This is a genomic window from Mucilaginibacter ginkgonis (genome assembly GCF_009754905.2).
In the GTDB taxonomy this organism is placed as follows: domain Bacteria; phylum Bacteroidota; class Bacteroidia; order Sphingobacteriales; family Sphingobacteriaceae; genus Mucilaginibacter; species Mucilaginibacter ginkgonis.
Genome location: NZ_CP066775.1, coordinates 980,673 through 995,814 on the forward strand (window position 1 = coordinate 980,673; position 15,142 = coordinate 995,814).

At 44.1% G+C, this 15,142-nt stretch carries 17 protein-coding genes and 1 tRNA gene; 2 read left to right on the plus strand and 16 right to left on the minus strand.

Going from position 1 to position 15,142, the window contains the following annotated elements:
- Window positions 1-140: 140 nt before the first annotated feature.
- The 3 genes from GO620_RS04490 to GO620_RS04500 all read right to left on the minus strand — a co-directional run bounded on the left by GO620_RS04490 (window position 141) and on the right by GO620_RS04500 (window position 3,306).
- Window positions 141-2,060 carry an ABC-F family ATP-binding cassette domain-containing protein gene (locus GO620_RS04490; RefSeq protein WP_157526770.1) on the minus strand — a complete coding sequence of 640 codons (1,920 nt, stop codon included), beginning with the start codon at window positions 2,058-2,060 and terminating at the stop codon, window positions 141-143.
- An 81-nt stretch (window positions 2,061-2,141) separates the two neighbouring features.
- Entirely contained in the window at window positions 2,142-2,549 is a 408-nt protein-coding gene (locus GO620_RS04495) for a hypothetical protein (RefSeq protein WP_157526769.1), read from the minus strand.
- A gap of 1 nt (window position 2,550) precedes the next feature.
- Window positions 2,551-3,306, minus strand: coding sequence for an SGNH/GDSL hydrolase family protein (locus GO620_RS04500; RefSeq protein ID WP_157526768.1), 756 nt, complete (start codon window positions 3,304-3,306; stop codon window positions 2,551-2,553).
- A 158-nt stretch (window positions 3,307-3,464) separates the two neighbouring features.
- Here GO620_RS04500 and GO620_RS04505 point away from each other — a divergent pair, with 158 nt between their 5' ends.
- A complete protein-coding gene (locus GO620_RS04505) occupies window positions 3,465-4,511 on the plus strand; it encodes a quinone-dependent dihydroorotate dehydrogenase (protein WP_157526767.1) in 1,047 nt (348 codons plus the stop codon).
- 36 nt (window positions 4,512-4,547) lie between these two features.
- Here the strand turns inward: GO620_RS04505 and GO620_RS04510 are convergent, their stop codons facing one another.
- The 3 genes from GO620_RS04510 to GO620_RS04520 form a co-directional block, all read right to left on the minus strand.
- Entirely contained in the window at window positions 4,548-4,718 is a 171-nt protein-coding gene (locus tag GO620_RS04510; RefSeq protein WP_157526766.1) for a spore protein, read from the minus strand.
- 30 nt (window positions 4,719-4,748) lie between these two features.
- A tRNA-Cys gene (locus tag GO620_RS04515) sits at window positions 4,749-4,819 on the minus strand.
- A gap of 46 nt (window positions 4,820-4,865) precedes the next feature.
- On the minus strand, window positions 4,866-5,615 hold the full coding sequence (locus tag GO620_RS04520) for a TrmH family RNA methyltransferase (RefSeq protein ID WP_157526765.1): 750 nt from the start codon (window positions 5,613-5,615) through the stop codon (window positions 4,866-4,868).
- Between GO620_RS04520 and tamL the strand changes: the two genes are divergently transcribed.
- Window positions 5,606-7,999, plus strand: coding sequence for a translocation and assembly module lipoprotein TamL (gene tamL, locus GO620_RS04525; protein WP_157526764.1), 2,394 nt, complete (start codon window positions 5,606-5,608; stop codon window positions 7,997-7,999). The genes GO620_RS04520 and tamL overlap by 10 nt on opposite strands.
- A 110-nt stretch (window positions 8,000-8,109) precedes the next feature.
- On the opposite strand, the gene GO620_RS04530 is transcribed toward tamL, so the two are convergent.
- The 10 genes from GO620_RS04530 to modB are packed head-to-tail and all read right to left on the minus strand — an operon-like array spanning window position 8,110 to window position 15,141.
- On the minus strand, window positions 8,110-8,523 hold the full coding sequence (locus tag GO620_RS04530) for a hypothetical protein (RefSeq protein ID WP_157526763.1): 414 nt from the start codon (window positions 8,521-8,523) through the stop codon (window positions 8,110-8,112).
- Between the two features lies 1 nt (window position 8,524).
- Window positions 8,525-9,058, minus strand: a complete 534-nt coding sequence (locus tag GO620_RS04535; RefSeq protein ID WP_157526762.1) for a hypothetical protein — start codon at window positions 9,056-9,058, stop codon at window positions 8,525-8,527.
- A 47-nt stretch (window positions 9,059-9,105) separates the two neighbouring features.
- The gene (locus GO620_RS04540) at window positions 9,106-9,597 is read right to left on the minus strand and encodes a TspO/MBR family protein (RefSeq protein WP_157526761.1); all 492 of its coding nucleotides are present in this window, start codon (window positions 9,595-9,597) and stop codon (window positions 9,106-9,108) included.
- Between the two features lie 36 nt (window positions 9,598-9,633).
- Complete coding sequence (locus GO620_RS04545) at window positions 9,634-10,821, minus strand: molybdopterin molybdotransferase MoeA (RefSeq protein WP_157526760.1); 1,188 nt, start codon at window positions 10,819-10,821, stop codon at window positions 9,634-9,636.
- Entirely contained in the window at window positions 10,818-11,927 is a 1,110-nt protein-coding gene (locus tag GO620_RS04550) for a HesA/MoeB/ThiF family protein (protein ID WP_157526759.1), read from the minus strand. Before GO620_RS04550 ends, GO620_RS04545 begins: the two co-directional genes overlap by 4 nt.
- A gap of 1 nt (window position 11,928) precedes the next feature.
- Window positions 11,929-12,921, minus strand: coding sequence for a GTP 3',8-cyclase MoaA (moaA, locus tag GO620_RS04555; protein WP_157526758.1), 993 nt, complete (start codon window positions 12,919-12,921; stop codon window positions 11,929-11,931).
- A gap of 3 nt (window positions 12,922-12,924) precedes the next feature.
- Window positions 12,925-13,335, minus strand: coding sequence for a molybdenum cofactor biosynthesis protein MoaE (locus tag GO620_RS04560; RefSeq protein ID WP_157526757.1), 411 nt, complete (start codon window positions 13,333-13,335; stop codon window positions 12,925-12,927).
- Window position 13,336: 1 nt separating this feature from the next.
- Window positions 13,337-13,576: a molybdopterin converting factor subunit 1 gene (gene moaD / locus GO620_RS04565; protein WP_157526756.1), complete on the minus strand. Its 240-nt coding sequence runs from the start codon at window positions 13,574-13,576 to the stop codon at window positions 13,337-13,339.
- Between the two features lie 51 nt (window positions 13,577-13,627).
- Window positions 13,628-14,467 carry an ATP-binding cassette domain-containing protein gene (locus GO620_RS04570; RefSeq protein WP_157526755.1) on the minus strand — a complete coding sequence of 280 codons (840 nt, stop codon included), beginning with the start codon at window positions 14,465-14,467 and terminating at the stop codon, window positions 13,628-13,630.
- Window positions 14,464-15,141, minus strand: coding sequence for a molybdate ABC transporter permease subunit (gene modB, locus GO620_RS04575; RefSeq protein ID WP_157526754.1), 678 nt, complete (start codon window positions 15,139-15,141; stop codon window positions 14,464-14,466). Before modB ends, GO620_RS04570 begins: the two co-directional genes overlap by 4 nt.
- Window position 15,142: the final 1 nt, after the last annotated feature.

The window sequence follows — 15,142 nt, forward strand, 5'->3', positions numbered from 1 at the left end:
AATAAAAAAAAGCAAAAAAGCTATGTCAGGCTGAGCCTGTCGAAGCCTCTTCCGCAAGCCTCTAACGCCGCATATACTCTTGCGACGGGATTGCTTCGTGACTCGCAATGACAAATCGGATAAATAAGGGGAAAAGTTTATCACGCTTCTAATTCCAATATCTGACCAGCTAAAGTTTCCCACTGATCCTGCGTTTGTTTAAGCTTGTTTTTTCGAGAGCTATAATTACCGTTTACTTCGGCAAGTTTTGCTTTATCGTTATAAACTGCTGGTTCGGCCAGTTTATTTTCGAGGTCTTTAACTTCATTTTCCAGCGTTGTGATCTCGTCTTCCATGCGTTGCAAATCGTTATTCAGCTTTTTAATTTGTTTAGACTTGTCTTCGCTTTGTCCCTTAGATGGGGCAGGGTCTTTCTTTTCCTCTTTTTTTGGCTGAGGTGCAGGAAGGGCAGCCGAAGGCTGGCTTTTACGTTTAGATAGCCACTCCTCATACTCCTGGTACGTGCCCGGGTATTCTTTTATCTGCTGATCTTCAATAAACCAGATCTTATTCGCTATGTTGTCCAGGAAATACCTGTCGTGCGATACAGCAATGAATGTACCCTCATACTGCTGCAACGCTTGTATCAATATATTAACCGACTGCATATCCAAGTGATTGGTAGGCTCATCCAGTATCAAAAAGTTAGCATCGGCAGTTAATGCTTTGGCCAGCGCCACACGCGATTTTTCACCACCCGACAACACCTTTATCTTTTTAAATACATCGTCGCCGGTAAATAAAAAGCTTCCAAGAATAGAGCGCAACTCTGTTTCGGTATGTTTGGGCGCAAAGGCTTGTAACTCTTGCAGAATAGCATTTTCCAAATGAAGCGACTCTAACTGGTGCTGGGCGAAAAAGGTTTTGGTGACGTTATAACCTGTTTCGGCTTTGCCGGTAAAGTCATGGTCCGCACCTGCAACGATACGCAATAGAGTAGATTTACCACGACCGTTAGCGCCTATGAGCGCGATTTTGTCGCCTTTTTCAATAACAGCATCTGTATTGGTAAGAATAGGTAAGCCGGGATAGCTCTTGCTCAAATGCTCAATGTTGAAGACATGGCGGCCCGACTGTTTTGTGAACCTGAATTTGAAATTGACTGTAGGGTTGTAATCGTCCACATCGTCAATACGCTCCATTTTATCCAATTGCTTCAAGCGCGATTGTGCCATTTTAGCTTTGGTACCCGCGCGGAAGCGTTCTATTAAACGCTCTTCCTGGCGAATCTTCGATTGTTGATTTTTATACTCAGCATGCTGTATCTCTTCACGCATGGCTTTCTCTTCCAGGTAAAAAGAGTAGTTGCCGGCGTAAACGGTAAGCTTACCACGCCGCGACTCAACTGTACGGTTTATCACCTTATCCAAGAACCACCTATCGTGCGATACGATGACGATAGCGCCTTCAAAGGCCTGCAAATAATTTTCCAGCCATTGTATAGATGGCAGGTCTAAGTGGTTGGTAGGCTCATCGAGTAATAAAATGTCGGGTGCCTGCAAAAGGATTTTGGCCAGCATTACACGCATCCGCCATCCGCCCGAAAATGTTGCGAGTTTACGGTGCGTATCTTCTTCGCTAAACCCCAGACCTGCTAAAATCTCGTGGGCTTTATATTCGATATTGTAGCCGTCAAGCGCTTCAAACTCATGCTGCTTGTCGCTAAGCTTGTGTAAAAGGTCCTCGCTATAATCGGTCTCCAGCTTTTTAAGCAGGTTTTCAATCTCTGTATGCAGCTGGTTTTGACGCTCAAATGCCTCCATCGCTACATGCAAAATTGACTTATCTGAAGCATAGGAAAGCAGGTCCTGATTTAAATAACCAATAGCGATGTCTTTCGACATGGAAACCGTACCAGACGTAGGAGAGTAGTCGCCAACAATGATCTTTAGCAATGTGGTTTTACCGGTACCATTGGCACCAATAAGGCCGATCTTTTCACCGGGTTTTATATGCCAGTTAGCTTCATCATACAGCGCGCGCGCACCAATCTCAAACGTAAGGTTATTTATAGCGATCATTTCGGCGCAAAGATACGAAATGCCGCCCTAAGGAAATTATGATTAGCTAATATTGAATATCAGATGATGAAGTGCAGACGACTATTGCTTTTTCATCTTTAATGTCACCGGCGCGTTTTGCATCTTGAAAAATACCTGTCCCTTGGCGTCTTTACTTACTAACAAGTATAAAACATATTGATCTGTCGTTGCGGGGCCTTTAATTTGCAATAGCTTATACGCCGGATCGTAAGTCCACTCAGCATCTTGGTTACGTTGCTGCATGTTGCCACCAGTAACGGTTACCCGGTGATCTGGCTTAAAAGTAAACGCCATCCGCGACATTGAAGCTTTAAACATATTTATCATGCCCGGGTTTTTCATCATTTTATTAGTCTGGTCAATGTTGACATCCTTAACCGTCCAGGTACCGATAAAATCTATGTCAAGCTTCTTTTGAGAGAAGGCAGCACCTAAAAAAAGGCCAATTATAATTGCGAGCAGTTTCATTTTATCCTTTTACAGTTTCTAACCACGCTTGCGCCATCAAATTTGCCCCGGCCACACTCGGGTGCACACCATCAATGGTCCAATAGCTGCCTGGAGCAATAGACAGTGCCTTATCAAATATGGTTTGGTAAGGGATGAAAACCGCGTTATAGTCAGCGGCTATTTGTTTTGATGCTGCGCGGTATTCGTCAAACGCGGGGTACCACTTGTCATCAACCGCCTTTACACCTTTCACGGCGAAAGGCTCCCCAATGATCAATTGGATATTTGGTAACACCTGCTTTGTACGATCTAAAAGCTTGCGTAAATCAGCAACATAGACCTGCGATGTACCTTTGTAGCCATTTGTTAACGTGTGCCAAAAATCATTAACACCAATGAGTATGCTCAACACATTTGGTTTTAAATCAAGACAATCTGCGTCCCAGCGCTCCGCCAGTTGATAAACTTTATTGCCGCTAATGCCTTTGTTATAGATCTTAAGGTTCTTGTCTGCATATTTGTTTAGCAGGGTGCCCGCCGCTGTTAACACATAGCCATTGCCGAACGTGTTAAAGTTGTTGGCGTCGTGCGTGTTTTTATCACGTCCCCAGTCGGTAATTGAATCACCCTGGAAAAGTACCGTGTCGCCGCTATTAAGTTTTATCTTGCTTTTCGCACTGCTTTCTGCAAATGCAGATGAAATAAGCCCCGGAATGGTCACTGCGGCAACCGTTGCCGTTGCTGCTGTGGTTATAAAAGATCTGCGATTAGTCATAATTTTTGGTTCATAGCTAATAGTTCATAGTTAATAGTTGGCTTAGAGCATCGTCTAAATATGCCATGAACTATAATCAATGAACCATGAACTTGACGAATGTAATTATTGTTTTCGATGTCAGGCCCTAAAAATTAAAAATCAATATCTTCGCTGTAATGTATTCGCTTATACGGCCATTGCTTTTTCAATTCGACCCCGAGGATGTGCACCATTTTGTTACGCGCAACCTCAAGGCATTTAACCGCTTCCCCGGCGGCGCTGCCTTATCGAAAGCAATGTGGCAAGTTGATGACGACCGTTTGGAGCGAGAAGTATTCGGCTTAAAGTTTAAGAATCCTGTAGGTCTTGCCGCAGGCTTCGATAAGAATGCAGAGTACATAAATGAAATGGCCAACCTTGGTTTCGGTTTTATAGAGATCGGCACGGTTACTCCTTTACCGCAACCCGGAAACGAAAAGCCCAGAATGTTTCGCCTGCCGGCGGACGAAGGCCTTATTAACAGGATGGGATTTAATAATAAAGGCGTGGATATGGCTGCCGGGCGTATAGCCATCTGGCGCAAAAGCCGTCCTGCGTCTCAGGAAAACATTATTGTCGGAGGCAACATCGGCAAAAATAAGCACACAGCTAATGAGGATGCGGTAAATGATTACATCAAATGCTTTGATAAGTTGTTCGATGTGGTTGATTACTTTGTAGTTAATGTAAGTTCGCCTAATACACCAGGTTTGCGTGCTTTACAAGATAAAAAACCACTCACAGAAATTTTGATGGCGTTGCAAAAGCGAAATCTTAAGGACGGCATACGTAAGCCGGTGCTGCTAAAGATAGCGCCCGATCTTACTAATGAGCAATTGGATGATATAATTGATATTGTCGCCGAAACAAAGATTGATGGTATTATAGCAACCAACACAACCATAAACAGGGAAGGGCTAAAGTCGCCTGGACGGCTTGTTAAGCAAACAGGCGGATTAAGCGGCAAACCATTAACAGAGCGTGCTACGCAGGTAATCGGCTACCTACATACAAAATCAAACGGCTCTTTTCCAATAATAGGAGCGGGGGGTATACATAGCGCACAGGACGCTATAGATAAGCTGAACGCAGGTGCATCGTTGATACAACTATACACTGGTTTTATTTACCAGGGCCCCGGATTGATCGGGTCTATCAATAAAAAAATCCTGTCGGTTAAATAACCAACAGGATTTATATCATTAACTTTCAGTAATAAATTACTTGCTTAGCTGTGCTAAAACTTCGTTGTTCTTAGCTAACTGGCTGTTTTTTGGCTCTTTAGAACGGCTGCCAGGCTGTAGGTTAGTAGCTAATTTTAAAAACTGAACTTCTAAGCGGGAAAAAGTTTTATTTCTTCTGTCTTTTCTTTTTAAACGGGTAACACTCATCGTCTTATATTTTAATTATACCTTTTAATGAGGTCGGAAGCGGATTCGAACCGCTGTAAAAGGTTTTGCAGACCTCTGCCTAGCCACTCGGCCATCCGACCCTTTTTTGGGATTGCAAAAATAGTAATTATTATTTGTAAGCCAACTTTATTTCAAGCTATTTCTGTATAGCTCAGAGCAAAATATGGCAGTCGCCACGGCAACATTCAAAGATTCAGCTTCGCCTACCTGAGGTATTGTTATCGGCTGCTGAATAATTTGCTGTAACTTTTCGCTGATGCCATTTCCTTCATTTCCCATTACGACTATCGCTTCGCTACCAAAATTTGTTTCGTAAATGCTTTTGCCGTTCAGTAACGCGCCGAATACCGGTAATTGTGCATTGGAAATTACAGTCTCCAAATCGGCATAATGAACGGCAACTCGCGATAAGGAACCCATTGTTGCCTGAACCACCTTTGGATTGTAAACATCAACCGTATCTTCAGAACAGATCACATTTTTTATACCAAACCAGTCTGCCGTGCGGATGATGGTGCCCATATTGCCCGGGTCTTGCACACCATCAAGCACCAGTGAAAATTTATTTTTTAATAAAGCGCTGTTTAAACTAAGCGGGGTGGGGATTGTTATTAGCGCCAATACTCCGGGAGGTGTTTTTAGGCTGCTGATGCGCGCCATATCGGCAACAGAAATTTCCAGAATGTTTATATTCTTAGATAATTTCAGCATTTTTGAACCGAAGCCCAGAGTGTGATAAACAGTTTGGGTTTGGTAGCCCGAATGGCAAAATTCTAAAACAGATTTTAATCCTTCGACTATAAATAAGTTATGCTGCCTTCGAAATTTTTTATGTTGTAAAGATGTTATTAAACTGATCTGTGATTTTGAGAGCATACTTTAAGCCGGCCGGTTACCGCTTTACAATATTAACCATTTTCCTGGTGCTTTTGCTTTCCGCGTGCAGCCTTACACGTACGCTAGGCCCTAACCAGGCGCTGGTGCGCAACGTTTCTGTAAAAGGAATAGCCGAAGATGATTTCGCCGAAGAGTCGCTCCTATACATTGATAAAAGCCAGCAGCCGAATAATTACATCAACCTGCAACTATATCTTTTATTCAATAAAAAAGGTAAGAAAGACATCGGCGAAGCCCCATCCATCTTAGATAGCAACGATGTTGAGTACTCGCGCCAGCAGATACAGCGTTTTTTAAATAACAAAGGCTATTTAAAGGCCACGGTGACAGATTCGATCGTTGTAAAAAAGAAAAAGGCTAGTTTATTTTTTACCGCTAAAGAGGGGCCGTTGTTTAAGATCCGTAAACTGCAGGACAGTATCCAAGACCCCAAGGTAAGGCAGCTTTACCGCCGTACACGCAGTACCTTTTCGCACATACAACCCGGAGGCCGGTTTGATACCGATAGCCTGGCTTATGACCGCGACCAGTTTTACCTGGTAATGAAACGTAACGGTTATTTCGACTTTTACCGCCAGTACATCAATTTTAATTACGATTCGACATTTAACTCCAGCGTAGTAGACGTGCGTGTGATCATCAATAACCCGACGGGTAAAAATGAGCACCCTGTATATACAGTTAATAACACATTAGTATCCATTGCCAAAAGTAGCGGACGCACGCCGGGAAAGGCAGATACCATACAGGTTGATTCGCAATTGCGTTTTGTGGACTTTTCGGGCAAATTTAACCCACGAACGGTAAGGCCATATATTTTTCTCAAAAAGGGCGACATCTATAACATAGACCAGCAAAACTTAACTACATCGCGGCTTTCTGAACTGAACGTTTTCCGTAATGTGCCCAACCCGGTTTATACTAAGCTGGCAGACAGTACCAACCGGCTCGATTCAAAAATAGACATCATCCCGTTACCGCGGTTCAGCGACAGGGTAGAAGCCGAATTCCTTTTCAGCGGTGGTCGATACGGTTATAACCTTGGTAATACCTTCACAAATCGCAACGTTTTTAAAGGCGCAGAAGCGCTTATTATTAAAACTAACTGGAGCGTGTTGTTTGATAACGGGCGTAACACGGCTACAACTAGCGGCATTGAAAACCAGGATTTAAAACTGGGTGCCAGTTTGGTATTCCCGCGCATTGTGTCGCCGTGGAGTTTCCCAAGCCTGGGCAAATATGGTGTTCCGCATACCACGGTCTCAACCAACTTTCAGTTATTCTATCAGAAGGGCTTGGTACAGCGCGAAAGTTTCTTAAACTCTCTTACTTACGACTGGGCCGAGCTTTCCAATAAACTGCACAGCCTCACACCGATAAACATAGAGTACTCGCAAGGAACTATTGATCCGTTCGCTTATTCGCAATTGTTGGCTAATAACCGCTTTTCTTATATCTATCTAATTGGCAGAAAGATATTTACAGCTGGAAGCCAGTACACATATCAGCAAAATGCCAATAAATTAAGCTCGCTCGAGAGCTTCAATTACTTCCGTGGCTTTATTGATGTAGGCGGTAACACGCTCGACCTGTTAGCCAGGTTGACACACTCTGGCAGTGACAGCCTTGGCCGTAAGATATTTGGATTGCACTACGCGCAATACGCTAAAGTTGAATTAGATTTCAGGCGTTACAACCATTTAGGCGGCGAGCAGCAGCTGATCTTCAGGGTCAACCCGGGAATCGGCATACCATATGGCAACAGCAGCCATGCGCCAAGTGATAACGGATTATTCAACAGCAGCCAGTTGATATTTGAAAAAAACTTTTACGTGGGTGGTGCCAATGACATCCGTGCATGGTTACCGCGTACCCTCGGCCCCGGCAATTTTAACCGTGGCACGTATTATGGCGCAGATATAACTACCCGTGAGCGATTGAAATACCTCGACCAGTTTGGCGAGATCAAATTTGTAGGCAACCTGGAATACCGCTATAACGTAGCGCATGACTTCTTTGGCTCGAAATTAAATGGTGCAACATTCCTCGATTTTGGTAACGTTTGGCGTTTACATGACGAGCCCGATTTCCCCGGTGGGCAGTTCAAATTCGGCAATTTCTATAATTCGCTGGCGGCAGGTATAGGCACAGGTTTCAGGCTCGATCTTACCTTCTTCGTATTCAGGTTTGATGCCGCGTTTAAATTTAAAGATCCGCAATTCCAGGGAGCCGACCAGTACGTGCTCATCAGGCATTTTAATGAGCTATTTAAACCGGGCCCGTTTAAAAATGCCTATTACGCCCTCAATGGCGAGAGCTACAACTTTATGCAGTTGAACTTCGGAATAGGTTTGCCGTTCTGAGGTAAAATTTATTCTGCGACCTCCCACTGCGTCTTTGCGAGGAGTATTGACGACGAAGCAATCCCACACTATGCTTAACTTAATAGAATGAGTAATAAAGTTTCGTCTAATTAGCCGAAGAAAAGATCATCTTCAAATGTGTAATTCAGCAATTTTTCAATTCCTTTAAACCAAACATATGTGTGTTGCGGTAGTTCGAAAAACAATCGATAATGCTTTGCAAACTCCGCGAAAGTTAACGTGTAAGCATTATCCATTACGCCATCCCCAAAAACAACAACTTCTGCGTCATACGCTAAATTTTCTTTAAGCGCAATTTCGGCAAGAAATTCCGGAACTTTCTCAAGCCCTTCAACAGTATCAGATGAAAGCGACTCTTGTATATCATCGACTTTTGACCAGTCAATCCTGTTTAACCCAATTGGGTATTTCCGATCCAACAAAGAAAACCACTTCTCACTGCTCTCGTACGCCAAAATTAAATCGTTCAATTTCTCGACGACTTCTTTATCGTAATCGTTCATTCTAAAACAACCGCTTTAATCCATCAAATACACTCTCAAAGAAAGTAGGCACGCTTAAACCGTTATGATAATTAAAGTACAGGAAGATGATGAACAGGATAACGGCAATGATGATAAACTTTTTGAATAGCCACCCTGCCAGGATAATTGCAACCGGGATGACCAATAGCCAGATCCAGCTGATGTGAAGCGGGGTGATGTCATGCTCGTGTTTGTATAGATAGAAAAGCGATCCGTAGGTACCTGTATCATCGCTGTGTTTGATGTATACAAAACTTGACCGTTGTATCTTGTGGTGATAAAAAGCAGTGCCTTTGTCAAAGTTGAGCGTATCTACAAAGCCGTTTACAGAAAACACATAAGAGCCGCTGATGACTTCATCAACCTCATTGGCCGTATCTGCGGCGACTATAGCGATCTCGTCCTTAGCGAACGGATTAGCCTTAACCACAAAGTTTTTTAAAGAGCTTGTGTCAGCGAAACTATAAGCAGCCGACAGCAGGCATATCAATGTGAAGATCAGTTTTTTGGTCATGGCTATGGCCGGTGCAGTACACCTTCGGCGATTAAAAGTAATAAATATTAGTTGTTTAGCAGGTAGATGCTAAAGTTTAAGGCAGTCGCAAAGCTTACCCATAAAAGGTAAGGCACCAACAACCATGCTGCGGGTTTACTTAGCCTGGCAAAGGCAAAAATATTAAAAATGATGAGTAGCCATAAGACAATGATTATCACCAATCCGCCTAATATCTGGTGCATACCAAAGAATACGATAGACCAGATAAAATTGAAAAACAACTGTGTGAAATATATCGACCGGATGTTTTTGTAAGCTATGCTTGGCTCACGTTTTTTCCAGACCAGGTAGGCCGCCGTGGCGATCATAATATAAAGAATGGTCCAGGCAATGGGGAATGCCCATGACGGCGGTGTGAACGATGGCTTGTTGATCCGGCTGTACCAACCTTCAATTTCCGGCCGGGTAAAGAGGGAAGCAACTCCGCCAATGGCTAAAGTCATTGCCAAGCTAACGGCGTAGGGAATCGGCTGGAATTTTGAAGAAGTGTTCGGCATGTGGTAGATACAAACCGGGTTATGGAAATGTTTAAGTTACAACCAATGAAGGGAAAATGCTTCATCCGTACCGAACTCGTCGCGTCCTTTTGCCAAAGTCAGTATCGCGTTGGCGGCAGCAAGCGAAACTAGATCACCAGAGGTCGAGGTTTCAACAGGGTGGGCAATTACTTTACCACGTTCTGTGGCAGCGTTCACCAATAAGTGTAGTGTAAGATCGGGCTTGAAGGTAAAAGGCTTGCTCAAAAATGCAGATGCAGGTCTCGACTGCTGCTTTAAGCAGGCATTTAGCCAACCTCTGAAATATAACTGGTAACAAACATATGTTGATACCGGGTTACCCGGGAAACCGAATATTAAAGCGCCGTTTGGCATTTTACCGAATAAGAAAGGTTTGCCCGGTCGCTGTGCAATGCCATGGAACTTTTCACTAAAGCCCATCTCATTCAAGACACGGGGCAGATAATCGAATTTGCCCTTCGATACTGCACCAGATAATAATACAACATCATAATATGCGGTAATAGTAGTTAGCTGTTCCTTTAACAGCAATGCATTGTCGGGTAAATGATATTGTGAAGCAGTTATGCAATCTTTCTGCAAAGCTGTAGTCAGCATATAACTGTTAGACTGCCTGATCTGATGCGGAAGGGGCATGGCTTTTACAGGTACCAGTTCGTCACCTGTGGCGCAAACGGCTATTTTCGGTAGATGGTAGACCTTAACCTTATTATATCCCGAAGATGCTAACAGGCCAATTACCGCCGGTGTAATTCTCGCATCTTTCGCGATTAAAACTTCGCCTTGCTTAGAGTCTACACCCCGGCGATGCACATTCTGATAAGCTGCGACCATATCCGTATTTACAATAGCCGACCCGCTTCTGATGTCGCAAAGCTCGTACGGAATTACAGCATCTGTTCCTATTGGCAGCATAGCGCCGGTCATCACTTCAATACAGTTCTTTTTGTTCGTAAGTGTTACCTGAGGTTGCCCGGCTGCCTGGATCGCTTCCATTTTGAACTCACGAATGCCGTCGATAAATACTGATGAAGCTATGGCAATGCCATCCATAGTGACACGATCAAAGGGTGGATAGTCGCGGTCGGCAATAATATCTTCAGCAAGCACACGGCCGGCAGCGATAAGAAGCGGTACTTCTTCCACGCCAAAGTTTTTGGCTTCTGCTAAAACGAGCGTTAGTGATTCGGCAACATCGATCATTTGGACACTGATGTTTCCGGATATACAATAAACTGCTCATCAAATTCATCGAACCACGACTCGAGACCACCCTCAACATTTTGTACCTGGCTTCCGGGATGTATTTGTTTGATGATTTCTGCCGCTCTTGCGCTTCGGCCGCCAATTTCGCATATCAAAATCAATGGAACATCGATTTGCCTATTGCTGAAATACGCTTTGACATTGACCAATGGGACATTTCGCGAAAAACTCAAATGCTCTGCGGTAAACTCTTTGGGTTCGCGTACGTCAATCAGTTCGAAGGGTGTACCACCTTCATGCATTTTATATAATTCATGCACATCAATGGTAGAACTTGATTCGCAATGCGGCGTATCATAAGTTGGTTGTAGCGTTTTGATAAATTTGTTTTGCGCATTTACTTTCAGTTTGATCTTGTACTGCTCGTCGCGCAGCAGATCAAAGACCTGTAAATAGCCGCTTAAATTATCGCCAATACCGGTTATAACTTTTACGGCCTGCAACGCTTGCTGACAGCCAATAATGCCGGGCGCTATGCCCAAAACTCCGGCCGTATCACAATTAGGTATTTCATTTTCTGCGGGAGGGTGGGGATACACACACCGATAAGTAGGCCCGCCCTGGTAATTAAATACGCTTACATGCCCTTCAAATTGCTGCACAGCACCGTACACAAAAGGTTTGTTCAGGATCACACAGGCGTCATTAATCAGGTACCGGGTGCCAAAATTGTCGCTGGCATCGATCACGAAATTATACTCGCTTATTGTTGAGAGCGCATCTTTCGTATTTAGAAAATGCAGATGAGATTTAAATTTAACTTTCGAATTCAGCTTAAAAAGTTTTTCCATTGCAACCTCTGCCTTCAAAAGTCCAATGTCTTCTTCACTGTATAAAACCTGCCTGTGCAGATTGTCAGCTTTTATTATGTCGCCGTCTATGATTCCGATGGTGCCTACGCCCATCCCGGTAAGGTATTGCAAAACGGGAACGCCCAATCCGCCTGCGCCAACAACCAGCACTTTCGCCACCGCTAATTTCTGCTGTGCATCCTTACCAAATCCTGCAAGTTTTACCTGCCTGTCATATCTGTCTTTAATCATATCAGCCACCTAAAACAGACATGGACGTATTAAAGGAATGCGGTATCATTTTTTCTGCAGCGAAGCCGTCTTTTGCGCGCTTTGCCACAGCACCCAACAGCAGGTTTTCTAACTCTTCTTTGCTTGCGCCATTCCGCAACACGTCGCGCAGATTGGCGTTCGGTGCGCCGTATAAACAAGTACGTAGTTCACCCGTGGCAGATAAGCGTATGCGGTTACAGGTGCCGCAAAACGTGCGGCTAAATGAGGGGATAATACCAAATGACCCGACATAACCAGGGACTTTGTAATTAACAGATGTAGATGATGGCCCGCTTTCAACACCATCTAACTCAGGATAATGCATTTTAATATGTTCCAAAATCTTTACATGGTCCCAGCCGTCATGGGCAAAGTGTTCGCTGCCGTTAAAAGGCATTTCTTCCAAGAAGCGGACGGCAAGATTGTGGTTCCTGGTTAATTCAACAAATGGAAGAATATCTTCTACATTCTTGCGCTCTGCTACCACGCTATTTAACTTGATGTCGAAACCATCCTCTAACATCGTCATGATCGCGCCAAATACTCCATTAAAACTATCGCGGCGTGTGATCTGGTGAAACCGGGTGGCATCCAGCGAATCCAGGCTGATGTTCAATTTCGTGATGCCCAACTCTTTTAATACCGATTGGTGCCTTGCAGTCAAGGTGCCATTTGTGGTTACAGTAATGTCTTTTAGGTTTTCGATGGTTCGAAGGCGATACAAAAACGGAATAATGCCATCTCTTACAAAAGGTTCGCCGCCGGTGATGCGTATCTTGTCTACACCCAACCCACAGAATACCTGCGCCAGGCGAAACATCTCATCAAATGATAACAGGTCAGCGCGTTTGGCAAAGTTTATACCTTCTTCGGGCATGCAATAGTAGCACCTAAAGTTACAGCGGTCTGTAACAGAAAGGCGCAGATAATTGAGCCTGCGGCCATATTGGTCAACTAATAAACTTTGGTTCATTTATTACGGATGGGCATTTACCCAAACACTTTCATCTTCGTAAAACTCTTTTTTCCAAATCGGCACAGTGCGTTTTAATTCGTCAATTAAAAACCTGCATGCCTCAAACGATGCGTCACGGTGGGCTGATGATACACCTGTTAACACAACAGCTTCGCCCGGTTTTTTAGTGCCGGTTACGTGAATTATCGCTATTGCCAGCAGAGGCCATCGTTCTGCTGCTGCCTCAGCCACTTTTTGCATCTCTTTAAGCGCCATAGGCTCATAAGCTTCAAACGCCAATTGCCTCACTTTTTTGCCTTTGCTATTATCCCGGACGGTACCTAAAAATACGTTTACCGCGCCGGCACCATCGTTATTGAGGTATTTGTACGCCTCTTGTATATCAATATGGTCAATGATCTTGATAAGCATATCAACCACCGCTTACAGGCGGAATGAGCGCCACCTCGCTTTGAGAATCGATCAGGGTATCATCGTCCGCATACTCACTGTTTACCGCGATGGCCAGCGAGCTTAAGTTATTAAATTCGGGATATTGTTTGCACAGCCAAGTTTTAAGTTGGCTGACGTTGCCTACAGTTTCACCTTCGGGCAACGTCAGTTGCGACTGACCAACAATGTCTTTGGTGATGCCAAAAAGTAATATCTGCATATCAGTATTATCAACGCTAATGTACCCTTTTTATTGGTTATCTATGAAAGGTCACTTCCTGGTGATGAGCGCGTCGATGGTATCTAAACCGATATTTATAAGATCGCCTACCACCAGCCCGGAGCGGTTATAAATTTTGACAACCTGATCACCTATTTCAATTTGTGCTACATTGTTTTCGACGCCGATAACTTTTGCCGTTAATGTTATATAGGTCCTATCCGCGCCAAAGATCTGTGATGGCGTACCGATGTTTACAATTTTTCCGTTGTCGATTTTCAAAACATTTGTTGTCAAAGCAGAAAGCTCCTTTTTATCATGGCTCACCATTATAGCCGTGAAGCGATATTCCTGCTGCAATTGAAGGATTTGTTGTTGCAATTCGATCCGGGTTAAATGGTCTGTAGCCGATAGCGGTTCATCAAGTAACAGCAATTTGGGTTTACCTGCCAATGCCCTTGCCAGTGCAACGCGTTGCTTTTGCCCGCCCGAAAGGTTATCAGGCTTCTCGTTCTTGAAACGATCTAATCCTGTAATTGTTAGTAAATGCTCGATATGGCTGTTATCTGCCGCTTTACCTGCCGCATATCTCAGGTTTTGCAGCACCGTCATATTCGGAAACAAAGCGTAATCCTGAAAGACAAAGCCTATGTTGCGCCGCTGAACAGGAATATTTATTTTCTTATCGGTATCGAGCCACACAACGCCGTCCACTTCGATCACACCTTTTTCCGGCTTGACCAATCCTGCAATGATATTTAGTAAAGTAGTTTTGCCCGCTCCGGAGGGGCCATAAATGCCTGAGATTTCCCCTGATTGAAATTGGTATTGAACAGATAGTTCTGTTGCATCGGCGAATTTCAAATTTGTGTTGATGTCGACGCTGATCATATCACTACCCGTTTGTTTGTCCGCCCTTTATTTACGGTATAGACGGTTAATAATATACAGAACGATATTACCAACAGTATTGCGGAGTAAACGTGCGCGGCGTGAAAATTTAACGCCTCCGCTTCGTTATAGATCGCGACGGAAGCTACTTTGGTTACGCCTGGCAAACCTCCGCCGATCATTAAAACCAGACCAAATTCCCCTAAAGTGTGTGCAAAAGTAAGAACGGTACCGGTAATCAAGGCGGGGCGGACGTTCGGCAGCAGAATTTTAAAGAAAGTCTCGGTTTTTGAGCGGCCCATGGTATACGAGGCTTCAGCTAAATTCCGCGGTAACGATTGTAATGCCGATTGAACAGGATGCACCATAAAAGGCAAACTATACAACACAGAGCCAACTACCAGTCCGCTAAAGGTAAACAGCAGACGAATATTAAACCATGAAACAAGCCACCCACCGAAAGCGTTTGCAGGGCTAAATGCTATAAGTAAGTAGAAACCGATAACAGAAGGCGGCAATACCAATGGAAGACTGATGAGCGCCTCTGCCAACGGTTTTAACCTGCACTTGCTTTCCGAAAGCCATGCTGCAATTGGCAAACCAATAACAAGCAGAAAGATGGTGGTTACTGCAGCCAGTTTAAAGCTTAGCCAAAGTGGTTGCAGGTCTGCCATG